The 14691-nt window shown below is 65.7% G+C and carries 16 protein-coding genes; 7 read left to right on the top strand and 9 right to left on the bottom strand.

The genetic code is table 11. From position 1 onward, the window contains the following. The first annotated feature begins 104 nt into the window (after positions 1–104). Positions 105–596, top strand: coding sequence for a type II secretion system minor pseudopilin GspH (gene gspH / locus IP68_RS09845; RefSeq protein ID WP_231683881.1), 492 nt, complete (start codon positions 105–107; stop codon positions 594–596). A gap of 13 nt (positions 597–609) precedes the next feature. Here gspH and IP68_RS09840 read toward each other — a convergent pair whose 3' ends face one another. The 3 genes from IP68_RS09840 to IP68_RS09830 form a co-directional block, all read right to left on the bottom strand. After that, positions 610–1776 carry an alpha-hydroxy acid oxidase gene (locus IP68_RS09840; protein WP_054134773.1) on the bottom strand — a complete coding sequence of 389 codons (1167 nt, stop codon included), beginning with the start codon at positions 1774–1776 and terminating at the stop codon, positions 610–612. A 211-nt stretch (positions 1777–1987) separates the two neighbouring features. Then, entirely contained in the window at positions 1988–2515 is a 528-nt protein-coding gene (locus tag IP68_RS09835; RefSeq protein WP_054134772.1) for a hypothetical protein, read from the bottom strand. Positions 2516–2593: 78 nt separating this feature from the next. After that, positions 2594–3481: a neutral zinc metallopeptidase gene (locus tag IP68_RS09830; RefSeq protein ID WP_054134771.1), complete on the bottom strand. Its 888-nt coding sequence runs from the start codon at positions 3479–3481 to the stop codon at positions 2594–2596. Between the two features lie 154 nt (positions 3482–3635). Between IP68_RS09830 and IP68_RS09825 the strand changes: the two genes are divergently transcribed. The 4 genes from IP68_RS09825 (at position 3636) to IP68_RS09810 (ending at position 7289) form a co-directional block, all read left to right on the top strand. After that, on the top strand, positions 3636–4790 hold the full coding sequence (locus IP68_RS09825) for a patatin-like phospholipase family protein (RefSeq protein WP_054134770.1): 1155 nt from the start codon (positions 3636–3638) through the stop codon (positions 4788–4790). Between the two features lie 39 nt (positions 4791–4829). Then, a complete protein-coding gene (locus IP68_RS09820; RefSeq protein ID WP_082382255.1) occupies positions 4830–5420 on the top strand; it encodes a DUF4893 domain-containing protein in 591 nt (196 codons plus the stop codon). Positions 5421–5425: 5 nt separating this feature from the next. Next, positions 5426–5878 (top strand): DMT family transporter, encoded by a 453-nt coding sequence (locus IP68_RS09815; protein WP_054134768.1) that lies wholly within the window; start codon positions 5426–5428, stop codon positions 5876–5878. 70 nt (positions 5879–5948) lie between these two features. Further along, positions 5949–7289 (top strand): amidohydrolase, encoded by a 1341-nt coding sequence (locus IP68_RS09810; protein ID WP_054134767.1) that lies wholly within the window; start codon positions 5949–5951, stop codon positions 7287–7289. Here the strand turns inward: IP68_RS09810 and IP68_RS09805 are convergent, their stop codons facing one another. Further along, positions 7290–8108, bottom strand: a complete 819-nt coding sequence (locus IP68_RS09805) for a division plane positioning ATPase MipZ (protein ID WP_171900198.1) — start codon at positions 8106–8108, stop codon at positions 7290–7292. A gap of 112 nt (positions 8109–8220) precedes the next feature. On the opposite strand from IP68_RS09805, the gene panC reads away from it, so the two are divergent. Continuing rightward, a complete protein-coding gene (panC, locus tag IP68_RS09800; RefSeq protein WP_054134820.1) occupies positions 8221–9066 on the top strand; it encodes a pantoate--beta-alanine ligase in 846 nt (281 codons plus the stop codon). A gap of 106 nt (positions 9067–9172) precedes the next feature. Further along, on the top strand, positions 9173–9469 hold the full coding sequence (locus IP68_RS09795; RefSeq protein WP_033926480.1) for a sel1 repeat family protein: 297 nt from the start codon (positions 9173–9175) through the stop codon (positions 9467–9469). A gap of 1 nt (position 9470) precedes the next feature. On the opposite strand, the gene IP68_RS09790 is transcribed toward IP68_RS09795, so the two are convergent. The 5 genes from IP68_RS09790 to IP68_RS09770 all read right to left on the bottom strand — a co-directional run bounded on the left by IP68_RS09790 (position 9471) and on the right by IP68_RS09770 (position 14682). Next, positions 9471–11522 (bottom strand): S9 family peptidase, encoded by a 2052-nt coding sequence (locus tag IP68_RS09790; protein ID WP_054134819.1) that lies wholly within the window; start codon positions 11520–11522, stop codon positions 9471–9473. A gap of 72 nt (positions 11523–11594) precedes the next feature. Then, positions 11595–12743 carry a GNAT family N-acetyltransferase gene (locus tag IP68_RS09785; protein ID WP_054134766.1) on the bottom strand — a complete coding sequence of 383 codons (1149 nt, stop codon included), beginning with the start codon at positions 12741–12743 and terminating at the stop codon, positions 11595–11597. After that, on the bottom strand, positions 12740–13540 hold the full coding sequence (locus IP68_RS09780) for a glycerophosphodiester phosphodiesterase family protein (RefSeq protein WP_054134765.1): 801 nt from the start codon (positions 13538–13540) through the stop codon (positions 12740–12742). The genes IP68_RS09785 and IP68_RS09780 overlap by 4 nt, the downstream gene beginning before the upstream one ends. Continuing rightward, positions 13512–13979 carry a RidA family protein gene (locus tag IP68_RS09775; RefSeq protein WP_054134764.1) on the bottom strand — a complete coding sequence of 156 codons (468 nt, stop codon included), beginning with the start codon at positions 13977–13979 and terminating at the stop codon, positions 13512–13514. Before IP68_RS09775 ends, IP68_RS09780 begins: the two co-directional genes overlap by 29 nt. A 31-nt stretch (positions 13980–14010) precedes the next feature. Continuing rightward, positions 14011–14682: a hypothetical protein gene (locus tag IP68_RS09770; RefSeq protein ID WP_054134763.1), complete on the bottom strand. Its 672-nt coding sequence runs from the start codon at positions 14680–14682 to the stop codon at positions 14011–14013. Positions 14683–14691 lie beyond the last annotated feature (9 nt).

The raw sequence follows: 14691 nt of genomic DNA, 5'->3' as shown, positions 1-14691 counted from the left end.
GGGGCAGCGGGATCGAGCCCATGAAAACGATGTGCGCCTCGCTACCCCTCCACCCCCGACCTTTGGTCGGCGGTCCCCCTCCCCGAGACAAGCTCGGGGAGGATTTGAGGAACGGCTTCACCCTTATCGAGCTGATGGTGGTGCTGTTCATCATCGGCCTGGTCGCGGGCGCGGTTGTGCTGTCGTTGCCCGGCGACAGCGCGGCGCTCTCCGAAGACGCCGATCGCTTTGCGGCGCGTGTCGCGGCGGCGCGCGATGAGGCGGTGGTCAGCGCTCGGCCCATCGCTGTGTGGATCGCGCCGTCGGGCTATGGTTTCGATGCGCGGCAGGACCGGCAATGGGTGCCCCTGAACGCGCGCACGCTCGCCAACCGCGACTGGAAACCGGGGACGGTCGCGCGGATCGAGGGCGAGGCGGCGGATGTCGCCGCGCCGCCTGGGACCGATGCTGCTGCTGCCGCCGCCCCTTCGCGCGCGCGCTTCTGGTTCGACAGCACCGGGCTTCCCAACGCCCCAGTGGAGGTGGTGCTGTCGCGCGGCGCCAATAGCGACCGGATCATCATCAGCGCCACCGGAGAGGTCGGCCGCCCCCGTTGAACGTCCGCGACAATCACCGCCAGCGCAGGTTGTCCCGCGTCAGCTGGTCGAGCCGGGTGACCCCCATCAGCTTCATGCCGCGCTCGATCTCGCCGCGCAGGTTGGCAAGCGTGCGCTCCACCCCGCGCTGACCGCCGGCGGCGAGCGCGTAGAGATACAGCCGACCGCCCGAACACGCCTTCGCGCCGACGCTCAAGGCCTTCAGCACATGCGTGCCGCGGGTGATGCCGCCGTCGCAGATCACCTCGATTCTGTCGCCGACCGCATCGACAATCTCGGCAAGCTGGTCGAACGGCGCGCGGCTGCCGTCGAGCTGGCGCCCGCCATGGTTGGAGACCATGATCGCGGTTGCGCCGATCGCCACGGCGCGGCGCGCATCCTCGACGCTCATGATCCCCTTGAGGCAGAACGGGCCGTCCCAGGCCTTGCGGATGTCCTCGGCCATTGCCCAGTCCATCGACTGGTCGAGCATGGTGTTGAAATAGTCGGCGACCGAAATCGCGGCATTGCTGCCCGCCGCGATATGGCTTTCGAGGTTGGGCAGCGAAAAGCGTTCGCGGCCCATGTAGTTGAGCGACCAACCCGGATGCGTGGCAAAGCTCAGCGCCGACCGGGGCGTGAGTTTGGGCGGAGAGGTGAATCCGGTGTGCAGGCACCGCTCGCGCTTGCCCGAGACGATGGTATCCACGGTCAGCGCCAGCGCATCGAACTTCGCTGCCTTGGCCGCCTGGATCAGCGCGGCGTTCAATCCCTTGTCCTTGTGGACGTAGAGCTGAAACAGCTTGGGGCTGGAGATGCTGTCGCCGATCTCGGCAAGGCTGACCGTGGCGAGCGAGGAGATGCCGAAGAAGGTGTTGAACTTTTCCGCCGCCGCGCCGACCGCCTTTTCGCCGCGCCAGTGAAACAGTCGCTGCAGCGCGGTGGGGGAGAGGAACAGGGGCATGTCGATCTTGCGCCCCATCAGCGTGGTCGACATGTCGATATCGGCAACGCCTGCCAGCACGTTGGGGATCAGGTCGCAGTCCTCGTACGCTGCCGTGTTGCGGCGCCGCGTCCCCTCGTCGTCGGCGGCGCCATCGATGTAATGGAACACCGGATAGGGCAGCTTGCGGCGCGCGAGGTCACGAAAATCGTCGACCGTGTGGCAATCGGCCAGCCGCCGGACCGGAAAACGTCGCATGTGTGTTGCCCCCAAAACCAGTCCCAACTGCCGACACTCTTGCAACAGATATTCCCGTCACCCCCGCGAAAGCGGGGGTCCCGCTTTTGGAAGCATCCTCTGTGAAAAGCGGGATTCCCGCGTTCGCGGGAATGACGGCTGAATCGACCAAAGCGTTATAATGTAACGACGACGGCTTTCGCCGGAGAACGGGGTTTGTTCAAGAGGACTTTTACTTCATGCTCGCGGGCGCAGGTGCGGAGGGGTATTTGCAGCCGCGCTGCAGCCCGACGCCCTTGAGGAAGCTTCGGCGGACGACGCCGGCATAGACCGCGGCATTGTAGCGGCGCTCCTGCGCTGCTGCGCCCGAAATCTCGCGGATCACGCGGCGGAAGGGGATGATCGAGTTGACGATCAGTCCGCCGACCTTGCCTGCGGTGTCCTTGCGCTTGTCGTCGCGGGTCTTTTCATAGGGCACGTCCAGATCCTCGCCCAGCACCGCGTCCATGTCGCCGATCGCGCTACGTATCTGCGAGCAGGTCTTGATGCCCACCAGCGAATAGGGCTTGTCCTGAATGGCGATCAGGTTTTCCGGAATGTCCTTTTTGTCGAGCCCGACATCCTCGACCGGCTGGGTCACCACCTCTTCTGCCACCTGTTCGGTCGAGCGCGGGCCATTCGAGCCCGGGTTCTGCGCACTGGCAGGCAGGGCGCTGCCGACAAAGGCAAGGCTGGCAAGCGTGATCACGGTGCGGTGCATGGTTGTTCCCCTCATGTCGGCGTCAAACGGGACGCCCTTGTTGCGGATACGCGCGGACCTGCAAAACGATGCACCGTTCTAGAGCCGCGCCGCGCTGAACGTGTCGCACTGCGCCGGATCGCCGGTCCTCAGGCCCTTTTTCAGCCACGCCATGCGCTGTGCCGACGTGCCATGGGTGAAGCTTTCGGGCACCGGCCTGCGTCCGGCGGCCTTTTGCAGCGTGTCGTCGCCGATGGCGTTGGCGGCGGTCAGACCTTCTTCGATATCGCCCGGCTCGATCCGCTCGCGGTTGCGCGCGGCCCAAACCCCGGCATAGCAGTCAGCCTCGAGCTCCATGCGCACCTGCAGGTCGTTGCCCTGTGCCTCGCTGGCGGTGCGCTGGGCGCGGCGGACCTGATCGGAGCGGCCGCTGATCGTCTGGATGTGGTGGCCGACCTCGTGCGCGATGACATAGGCCTGCGCGAAATCGCCCGCTGCGCCGAAGCGGGTGGCAAGCTCGTCGAAGAAGCTGGTGTCGAGATAGATGCCGTTGTCGGCGGGGCAATAGAACGGCCCCATCGCGCTTTGCGCCGCGCCGCAGCCGGACTGGCCGTTGCGGTCGTAGAAGGTGAGGGTGGCGGGCTGATAGGTCTGCCCCTGTTCCCTGAACAGCGCGCCCCAGGTGTCCTCGGTGCTGGCGAGCACCTGGCAGCTGAACTTGCTCTTTTCATCGACCGCGCAGCTCTGGTCCGCGCTCTGGCCTCCAGCCGCTCCAGGGCCCTGCGTCTGCACCGGAGCGCCGCCAGTCATGCCGCCGCCCTGCATCAGCTCCATCGGGTTGATCCCGAACACCAGCGCCGCGATCCCCAGGATCAGGATGGTGCCGATGCCCATCTTGCCGCCGCCGATGGGAAAGCGCGGGCCACCCCCGCCGCCGCCGCGCTGGTCGGAGATATTGTCGGAGGTGCGATAGTCGTCGAGCTTCATGGCGTTGGCGGTTCCTGTCCTGATTGGCAGGGATGGTACGCCGGGAACGGCGTTTTGGCAGCACCGTTTTTTCACGCCAATTGCGTTATGGTGCGCTGCGGCATAGGGTTGGCGTCAAAGCGCGTGGACGCACGCCACCAGATAAGGACCTTCTATGCCCGGCACTCAAGATGCGCTGGATACCCAGTCCGCAGCCGTTCCGCTGCCTGAAACCGTCGCGCTGGTGCTGCAGGGCGGGGGTGCGCTAGGATCGTATCAGGCCGGCGTGTTCAGCGAGCTGGTGCGGCAGAATGTGCGAATCGACTGGGTCGCAGGCATCTCGATCGGTGCGATCAACGCGGCGATCATCGCGGGCAACGAGCCGCATCTCGCCTGCACCCGGCTGCGCGAGTTCTGGGAGCTGGTAACCTCGGGCACGTTCGACTTCATGCTGGGCGATGCCGATTACTGGCGCGAGATGAACCATTATGCGGGCGCCGCGATGGCCGCGACCGTCGGCGTGCCGGGCTTTTTCCGCCCGCACATGCTGCCGCCGACCTTCGCCTGGCCGGGAACGCCTGCCGCGGTCAGCATGTACGACACCACCCCGATGATCGAGACGCTCAACCGCTTTGTCGACTGGGACCGGCTGAACAACGGGCCCGTGCGCTTCTCGGTGGGCGCGGTGAACGTGGAATCGGGCAATTTCTATTATTTCGACACCAAGGACCCGCATGGTCCGCAGACCATCGATGCGCGGCACATCATGGCATCGGGCGCGCTGCCACCGGGCTTTGCGCCGGTGGAAATCAACGGCAAGCATTACTGGGATGGCGGCCTGGTGAGCAACACGCCGCTCGCCTATGTACTCGACAACCAGACCAGCGACATGCTCGCCTTCCAGATCGACCTGTTTCCCGCGCGCGGCGAACTGCCCACCAAGTTTGCCGACGTGATGAGCCGCGAGAAGGATATCCGCTATTCCAGCCGCACCCGGCAGGTGACCGATTACTATCTCAAGCTGCGCAAGGAGCACGAGGCGCTGCGCAAGGTGCTGGCGATGCTGCCGCCCGATATGTGCAGCGATCCCAATGTCGAGCGCGTCCGCGCGCTGGTCGAGGACAATGCAGTCAACATCGTTCACCTGATCTACAATGTGCAGCGCTGGGAAAGCGGGATGCGCGACTTCGAGTTTTCGCGCGGCACCATGGACATGCACTGGGAGCAGGGGATCGAGGCGGTGCAGGCGGTGATGAAGCGCGGCGACCTGCTCGCGCAGAATATCATGGACGGCAAGACTGCGGCGTTCGACCTCGCCCCGCACGGCTGACAGGGCCGCCGGGGCCCAGGAAACAAGGGGAGAGAGAGCATGGCTTTGAGGTTTGTAGCCGGGCTGTCACTGGCCGCGCTGGCGCTTGGTTCGCCCGCGCCCGCGCAGCGCTGGCAGGACATCATCACTCCCGCCGACGCCGAGCGGCTCCGACAGCGCGATTCGGCATTCGCCGCTGCACTTGCCGAGGTGCAGGCTTCCGAATTTGCAGGAGAGCTGGCCAAGGCGGCATTGCTGTACGACCCCAAGAAGCGCCTGGAAAACCCGCTGCCGCCCGAGGGCAAATATCTGTGCGCGACGCACAAGCTGGGCGGCAAGTATCTGGCGTTCATCGCCTATCCCGATTTTGCCTGCGCGATCTACGGCAGCAGCGCGACGCGGCAGTTCGTCAAGCTCACCGGATCGCAGCGCCCGGTCGGGTTCATCCACGCCGATGGCAAGCGCAGCGGGGTGTTCCTCGGCTCGCTGATGCTGGGCGACGACGAGACGCTGGTGCCTTATGGCCAGGACAAGGAACGCGACATGGCCGGAACCGTCGAGCGGATCGGCAAGGACCGCTGGCGGATCGTCTTTCCCAACCCCTATTATGAATCGACGCTCGACATCATCGATCTGCGTCCGATGAGGTAACGCCCATGCCAAGCGGAACCGCTCTGAGCTATTCGATGATCATGCTGCTGACCGGGATCGGGATTCCGGTGATGGCTGCGCTGAACAGCCAGCTCGGCGTCAGGCTGGCGAACCCGGCGGCGGCATCGGTCATCCTGTTCCTGTCGGCGCTGTCCATCGCGGCGGCGGCAACCGCGGTTGTCGGCATGCCCGATCTGGCCAAGGTCCGCGCCGCGCCGCCGCACCTGTTCTTCAGCGGTGCATTCGTTGCGTTCTATGTTCTGTCGATCACCTGGATCGGACCGCGCTTCGGCATCGGCAACGCGGTGTTCCTGGTGCTGCTGGGGCAGATCGTCGCCGCCGCCCTGATTGATCACTTCGGCCTGTTCGGGGTGCCGCGCAGTCCGCTCACCGCGCTGCGCATCGGCGGCATGGTGGTGATGACGGTCGGCGTGCTGATGGCGCGCAAGATCGGCTGAGCGTTTTTGACTGACATGGCAGATCCAAGCCGCTAGCTTCCTGGCCAAACATATGTCTGGGGAGACACTTATGCCGGTCGCATCGATGTTTGCGCGCGCGCTTGCCGCATCCACTCTGGCGCTCGCGGTTGCGATGCCCGCGCAGGCGCAGGACACGATCCGCGCCGATATCGCCGCGGACATGCCGGGCCTGATGGACCTCTACCGCGATCTGCACGCCAATCCCGAGCTCAGCTTCCAGGAGGTGAAGACCGCCAGGAAGCTCGCCGCAGAGGCGCGCAAACTGGGCTTCGAGGTCACCGAAGGTGTCGGCAAGACCGGGGTGGTCGCGGTGATGAAGAACGGCCCGGGGCCGGTGGTGATGCTGCGCGCCGACATGGATGGGCTGCCGGTGGTCGAGCAGACCGGCCTCGACTATGCCAGCAAGGTGCGCGCGATGAGCCCGGCGGGGATCGAGACCGGGGTGATGCACGCCTGCGGGCATGACACGCACATGACCGGCTGGGTCGCCACCGCGCGGCAGCTGGTCAAGCGCAAGGCGGAATGGTCGGGCACGCTGGTCATGATCCTGCAGCCGGCCGAGGAGATCGGATCGGGCGCGGTGGCGATGCTGGAAGACGGTCTGTTCACGCGCTTTCCCAAACCCAAATATGTGCTCGGCTTCCATGATGCCGCGCAGGCGCCCGCCGGGTTCATCGGTTACACCCCGGGCTTTGCGCTCGCCAATGTCGACAGCGTCGATATCAAGGTGAAGGGGCTGGGCGGGCACGGGGCCTATCCGCAGTCGACCAAGGACCCGATCGTGCTGGGCGCGCGCATCGTCACCACGCTGCAGACGCTCATCAGCCGCGAGCTCGACCCGCAGGACGCCGCGGTGGTCACCGTCGGCAGCTTCCAGGCTGGCGCCAAGCACAACATCATCTCGGACGAGGCGACGCTGCTGCTCACCGTGCGCAGCTATTCGGACGAAACCCGCGCCAAGATACTCGAAGGCATCAAGCGCATCGCCAAGGGCGAGGCGATTGCCGCAGGCGTGCCCGAGGACAGGATGCCGGTGGTGACGATGAGCGACACCTTCACCCCTGCGGTCTACAACAGCCCCGATTTCACCCGCGAAACCGCCGCGATGCTCAAGGCGCGGTTTGGCGATCAGCGCGTGGCGCAGGTACCGCCGTCGATGGGGGGCGAGGATTTCAGCCGCTTCTACCGCGCGGACCCGGACAACATCACCAGCCTGATCTTCTGGGTGGGCGGGGTGCCGGTCGCCGAATACACCAAGGCCAAGAAGGAGGGCATCGAGATGCCTTCGCTGCACAGCCCGTTCTGGGCGCCCGAAGCCGATACCGTCATCGCGACCGCCGCCGAGGCGATGACCGCGATGACGCTCAAGCTGATGCCGAAGGCACCCTGATCAGAGCAATTGTGGCTGGCGTTCGGCGGCGCGGCTGCCGACGCCGGGCAAGTTGAGCGCGGAGACCATCTCGCGCAGTTCCTGCCGCGCGATGATGTGGCTGGTGCCCAGATCCGCCAGATGGCCCTTGTCGAGCAGGGTGAGCCCCGAGGGGAACAGCTCGCGATAGACCACGCGCTCGGACAGGCCCTGAACATAGCGGAAGCCGACGCGCTTGGAGAGTTCGGCCAGCGCCGCATCGAGCCTGCGCTTGTTGCGCGCGTCGGTCTGCTGGGTGCGGTTGCGCAGCACCACCCAGTCGATCTCGATCCCGTCGGTCTTGGCACGCGCCTTGCGCGCTTCCCAGATCAGCTCGGCATAAAAGCTCAGGCGGCGGACCTTGAAGTTTTCGGGGTCCACCTGGCCGATCAGGTCGAAATCGACGAAGCTGTCGTTAAGCGGGGTGACCAGCGTGTCGGCGCGGGTGGCGACGAAGCGCGCGAACTTGTCGTCGCGGCCGGGTGTGTCATAGACCAGAAAGTCGCATTCCTGGCTCATCTTGCTGACCATCTGCTCCAGCCGCGCCTGAGTGTCGTCCTGGAACACCTCGAAATTGGGGGTGGGCAGGGTGATGCTGCGGCGCTGCTGCGTGGCGACGCGGTTTTCCAGATAGCGATGCAGCGTGCGCTGGCGCGGATCGAGATCGATCGCGCCGACCCGGAAGCCCAGATACGAAAGCGCCACTGCGACATGCACCGCGCTGGTCGATTTGCCGGTGCCGCCCTTTTCATTGGCAAATACGATATGGTGCGGGGACGCCTTGCGCGTCATCATGTCCATGGTTTTCAGCCCCTTCCAGCAGGACGACGAATGTGCCAGTGCTGCCTAGTGAATCACGTGCGGGCACGACCCGTACCCCATGCGGCAGTTCCCTATCGGAGGCTTTACCAAGGTGCAAATCATACGTCGGGTAGACAGGTTGCGGTCAGCGGTTTCGCTGCTTCGGCGGCAGGGCGGAGAGGTGGCTCTGGTGCCCACCATGGGCGCGCTGCACGCAGGGCACATGCAACTGATGCGCGAGGCGAAACAGCGGGCCGACCATGTGGTCGCCTCGATCTTCGTCAACCCCATGCAGTTCGGCGCGAACGAAGATCTTGATGCCTATCCCCGGCAGGAAGAGGCCGATGCCGCGATGCTGAGCGAGGCTGGCGTCGCGATCCTGTGGGCACCCGATGTCGATCAGGTCTACCCGGCCGGCTTTGCCACCAATGTCAGCGTGGCGGGGGTCAGCGATGGCCTGTGCGGCGCGGCCCGGCCGGGCCACTTCGATGGCGTCGCCACCATCGTCGCCAAGCTGTTCAATCAGGTCCAGCCCGACATGGCGCTGTTCGGCGAGAAGGATTACCAGCAGCTGGCCGTGATCCGCACGATGGCGCGCGATCTCAATTTCGGGCTCGACATCATCGGCGTGCCGACGGTTCGTGATGCCGACGGGCTCGCGCTGTCGTCGCGCAACGCGTATCTGACATCCGAACAGCGCGCGGCAGCCGCGATGCTGCCGCGCGCGATGCAGGCGGGGATCGCGGTGATCGAGGCGGGCGGCCCGGTGGGTGAAGCGACGCGCGGGATCGAACAGGCGCTGCTCGCCGCCGGATTTGCCAGCGTCGATTATGTTACCCTGGCCGATGCGGCGACGCTCCAGCCGATGGAGATCGCCGATCGACCCGCGCGCCTGCTGGTCGCAGCGCGTATCGGCAGCACTCGGCTCATCGATAATATGCCCGTAAACGCAAGGTAATGTAAAACTTCTGGCATGGTATCTGCCGGATTAACCTTTTCTTCACCACATTTTCCCACTCTCGCCCCTGTCGGATCAACCGGCCATGCAAAGAGGGGCATGTGAGATGGCTAACAGTCTGAAGTCCGCGACGTTTCTGATCGAGAGCAAGCTGGCCGCCGCCGCGCGCGGCGACATCAACGCCTATTTCGATCTCGGGGTGGCATTTTCCACCGGGGGACACGGCGTCAACGTCGATCTGATCGAGGCGCACAAATGGTTCAACCTCGCCGCCGTGAAGGGGCATGAGGAAAGCCAATTGTGCCGCGCGGAAATCTCCGAGGAAATGACCGCACGGCAGATCGCCGAAGCCCAGCGCGAAGCCCGCGCCTGGCTCCAGCAGATCGCAGCGCGCGCCGCCTGACCTATTGCGCTGCCGGTTTGCGGTAGCGTTCGAACCAGGCGATGATTGCCGAGGCCTTGGCCGCGCTTTGCGATGGCCGCGCCGCGATGCCGCCATGGCTGGCGCCCGGAACCTTGACCAGAGCCGTCGGCACGCCGACCAGCTTGAGCGCGGTGTAGTATTGCTCGGATTCGCTGACCGGGGTGCGGTAATCCTCGCTGCCGACCACCACCAGAGTCGGCGTCTTCACATTGGCGACGAGCGACAAGGGCGAGCGCGCCCAATAGCTCGCCTGATCCTCCCACGGCATCTTGCCGAACCAGTATTTCGCAAAGAACGCAGGCCCATCGGCGGTCAGCGCCTGGCTGGTCCAGTTGATCACCGGCTTCTGCGTCGCCGCCGCCTTGAAGCGGTCGGTCTTGCCGACGATCCAGCTGGTCAGCACCCCGCCGCCCGATCCGCCGGTGACGAACAGTTGATCGGGATCGGCAACGCCCTCGGCAATTGCCTTGTCGACCATCGCGATCAGATCGTCATAGTCGTTGCCGGGATAGGCATGGTGGATAAGATTTGCGAACTCTGCGCCGTAACTGGTTGATCCACGCGGGTTGACCGAGAGGACGGCATAGCCCGATGCGGCATAGAGCTGGTTGTCGGTGGAGAAATGCGGGCCATAGGCGGAGAACGGCCCGCCATGGATTTCGAGCACCAGCGGTACCCGCGTTCCCGGCACATGCCCCGGGGGAAGCGTCAGCCAGCCTTCGATCTCGCGGCCGTCAAAGGTCGATGCGGTGGTCACCTTGCGGACGTCGCCCAGACGCTTGCTCGCCATCAGCGTGCTATTGAACCGGGTGAGCGACCGGGTCTTGCCGCCGCTCGCCAGCATGACATCGGCAGGTTTGGTGGCATTGCCACCCGAATAGGCAATCGCGCCGGACTTCGCGACGCTGAACGATCCGCCCGAATAGGGCCGGTCGAGCGACGGGCCAGTCAGGCCGCGCACGATCTCGCGCACCGATCCGTCCATCCCGATGCGTGCGACCAAAGTCTCGCCATGGTCGTCATATTGCGCGATCAGCGCCTGGCCGTCGGGCGCCCAGACGAGCGTATCGATGCTGCGATCGAGCGAGGGTGCGACCGCGCGCTTGCCCGAGCCATCGCGGTTCATCACATAGGCCTGCGCGTTGTGATAGCCGAGCAACTTGTCGTCGAACCCCAGATAGGCAATTTTGCTGCCATCTGGGGAGACCACCGGCGATGCGTCCGGACCGTCGCGATCGGTGAGCGCTACGATCGTGCCGCTGGCGATATCCAGCGCGTAGATCTCCGCATCGACCGGATCGCTTTCCCAGTTGGGCGAGCGGTTGCCCGAGAAGTAGAGCGTGCTGCCGTCTTTGCTCCAGGTCAGCCCGCCGCCGTCGTGATACTCGCCGAAGCTCAATTGGCGCGGCGCGCCGCCGGTGGCGGGAACGACGAAGATCTTGTCGAACCCGGGCTTGATATAGCCCGCGCCATCGGCGCGATAGGCGAGCATGTCATAGGTTTCGAGCGGCGCGGCCCAGGTCGCGCCCTCGGGCTTTTCGGGCGCCTTGCCCAGCCTGGGCCCTTCGGCAGCCACGAACAGGGTGTAGGCGATCTGCGTGCCATCGGGCGACCAGGCGATGTTGCCGGGGCTTTCGGGAAGTCCCGTGATGCGTACCGCCTCTCCGCTCGCCATCCAGCGGACGTAGAGTTGCGGCGCGCCGCCCTCGGCGGTCGAGACATAGGCAAGACGCTTGCCATCGGGCGACCAGCGCGGCTGGCTGTGCCCGCCGGGGCCAGCGGCGACCGGGGTCATCTCGCCGCTCGCGGTGTTTACCAGCCAGATCGACGAGACAGCCTTGTCCGACATGATGTCGTTGGCGCGCCGGACGAAGGCGATTGCACTGCCATCGGGCGCGATCTGCGGATCGGCGGCGACCTCGAGCGAAAACAGGTCCTGGCCGGTCAGTCGGCTGTCGGGCGCAGCCTGGGCGAGCAGGGCAGTGGGGCTGGCGAACGCAAGCAGCAGGGCGGCATATCGAATTGTGCGCATAAGGTGTGGGGCTTTCTGCTGGTTGATCAGCGGGTTGCAGATACGCCAGCGTGCGCCGGGCACGCGCGTGCGTCAAGCCGCAGATGGACCGCGCTTGAATGGCAGCATCTCGGTCAGCATTTCGCGGTCGGCCTGCACAGCTGCGCGCTCGCGCTTGAGGAAATCGCCCACCGCGCGGCGGAAGCCGGGATCGGGGATATAGTGCGCCGACCATGTGATCTCGGGCGCATAGCCGCGCGCCATTTTGTGCCCGCCCTGCGCGCCTGCTTCCACGCGGGACAGCCCCCGGCTGAGCGCGGCGTCGATGGCCTGATAATAGCAGAGCTCGAAATGCAGGAACGGCTTGTCCACCGTGCAGCCCCAATAACGGCCATAGAGCGTGTCGCTGCCGATGAAGTTGAGCGCGCCTGCGATCGGGCGGCCTTCGTACAGCGCAAGGATCAGCAGGATGCGGTCGGCCATCGTTTGCCCCATCAGGCTGAAGGCCTCGCGGGTGAGATAAGGCTGGCCCCATTTGCGCGCGCCGGTGTCCTGGTAGAAGATCCAGAACGCGTCCCAATGCGCTTCGGTGATCATGTCGCCGGTGAGGTGGACGATCTCGACGCCCTCCTGCGCCTTGGCGCGCTCCTTGCGCAGATCCTTGCGCTTGCGTGAGGTCAGCGAGCCCAGAAAGCCCTGGAAATCGCCATAATTCTCGTCGTGCCAGTGAAACTGGGTGTCGGCGCGCAGCAGCCATCCGGCCTGCTCGAACAGCGGCAGTTGGGCGGGCTCGATGAAGGTCGCGTGGACCGAAGACAGGTTGTTCTGTTCGGCAAGGTTCTGCGCGGCGGTCAGGATCGGCAGCGACCACACCGGATCGGCGAGCAGGATGCGCGGGCCGGTCGCGGGCGTGAACGGGACGGAAATCTGCAACTTGGGGTAATAGCTTCCCCCGGCATTCTCCCACGCATGCGCCCAATTGTGGTCGAAGACATATTCGCCCTGGCTGTGGCTCTTGAGATAGGCGGGCAGCGCCGCGACCAGCCTGCCGTCTTCGCCCTTGATGGTGATCGGGGCAGGGGTCCAGCCGGTGCCGCGGCCGACGCTGCCCGAAGCTTCGAGCAGGCATAGAAAGGCGTGGGAGACGAACGGGTTGTCGGTGCCCGCCAGCGCATCCCATTGACCCGCATCCAGCGCGGCGATGCTGCGGCCGACCTCGGCGGTGATCGCCTTTTCGCTCATGCGTGCGGGGAAGGGTCCGGCGCCAGGGCGCGTTCGTAGATCGGCGCATCAGCGTGGTCGGCGGCGATGGCGTGCTGTTCGTCGGTGCGCACCGTCCAGGTCAGCACGGGCAGGCCACGGGCGCGCTGGGCTGCGGCAAAGCCGCTGGGAAGATCGCGAATGTCATAAGCGAGGAAATCGGGCTTGGCCTGCCAAAGATCAAGGTGGCGGCGCATCGTTCCCTTCCAGCCGTGCGAGCCTTCTTCGGTCATCACCAGCCCGCGCACGATGTGCGGCGCCTGCCGCCGGAACCAGGCAGAGACTGCCGGGTGGAAGCTCATGATCGCCGCCTTGCCGCCATAGCCTTCGAGCGCGCGGCGCACCGCAAGGCACAGGGGCGCAACATGGTCGGTCTCGGTCTTGATCTCGATCAGGATCGGCGCGCGCCCGCGCACCACGCCCAGAACCGCGCCGAGTTCTGCGATCGCGCCATTCTGGCCCATCAGCCGGATCTGCGTGAGCTCGGCGGCGGTCTTGCCATCGACTCGGCCCTGAGCCAGCGTCAGCCGGCTCAGCGAAAAGTCGTGAAATACCACCGCGCGGTTGTCGATGCTGCGCTGGACATCGCATTCGATGCCATGGCCGGCGGCGATCGCCGCGGTGAACGCGGGCAGGCCGTTTTCGAGCACAGGGCCCTGCCACATGCCGTCATGCAGACCGCGATGGGCGTAGGGCTGCTCTCCCAGCCAGGCGATGCGGCGGGGTTCGGGCGGCGGCGCCAGCCAGCCGTCAAGCAGGCCGAACGGCGACAATGGCATCGATCTCCACGGCGGCGCCCAGGGGCAGAACGGGAACGCCGACGGCGCTGCGCGCATGCTGGCCCGCCGCGCCGAACACCTGGACCATCAGGTCCGATGCGCCATTGGCGACCTTGGGCTGGGCGTTGAACTCGGGCGTGCTGGCGATGAAGGCGCCGAGCTTGACGATCCGCTCGACCCGGTCGAGCGAGCCCAGAGCCGCCTTCATCTGCGCGATCAGCATGATGCCGCAGGCGCGCGCGGCGGCCTCTCCGGCCTCGAGCGAGACATTCTCGCCCAGCCGTCCGGTGACGACCTTGCCGTCGATGAACGGCAGCTGGCCCGAGATGTAGAGCATGCCGCCCACTTCCACGGCGGGGACATAAGAGGCGACGGGAGCGGCGGGCTGGGGCAGTTCGAGACCCAGTTCGGCGAGCTTTTGTTCAATGCTGTCAGTCATATGCTCGTATTCTCCAATGTGCTGGCCAGCGTCAAGCCGCAGCCTCGATGCCGGGGGCCGGCACACCCAGCGCGATGCGTTCCATCACCCAGTCGAGCGCGGCGGTCCAGCTGTCGATCCGCGCATGCGCATGGCCCGCAGTCGCCGCGCAGAGGATGTGCGGCGCCAGCGCGGTCTCGCCGACCATATGCAGCCGCCAGACCTCGGGCGCGTGCTCGGCGGCCGATTCGTGATGCTGCGGCAGGTCGTCGACAAAGATCGCGACCGAAGGCGCGTGCTCGTCGACGATGCGCTTGAGCGGTTCGCCCTTGGGCCCCTGGTTGCACACGACGCGGTGGTGCAGCCCGAAGCGCGCAAGCTGCTCGCTGCGCGATTGCTGGCGGTGATCGTTGAGGTTGGTCAGGACCACGATGTCGGCATGCTCGCCGATCGCCTTCAATGCCTCGACCGCGCCGGGAATCGGCATCTGGCGGTGCATTTCGGTGTCGAAGAAGGCGTTGAGCAGCGGCCAGATATCGCCGGGCTTCACCGCCTCGCGGGTCTTGCGATCGACCAGTGCCTTGGCGAAATCGCCGCCGGACATGTCGAACTCGATATCGTGCGCCTCGTCCAGCCAGTCGCGGAACGGCGCGACCATATACAGCAGCACCTCGTCGCAATCGGTGATCAGCAGCGGGCGGGGGGCCTTGGAAGAGGGGGTCATGTCGGGTCC

It is taken from the genome of Blastomonas sp. AAP25, assembly GCF_001295965.1.
Taxonomy (GTDB): Bacteria; Pseudomonadota; Alphaproteobacteria; order Sphingomonadales; family Sphingomonadaceae; genus Blastomonas; species Blastomonas fulva.
Note: the sequence above shows the minus strand (reverse complement) of the source record. Positions and strands in the feature narration are given on the sequence as shown.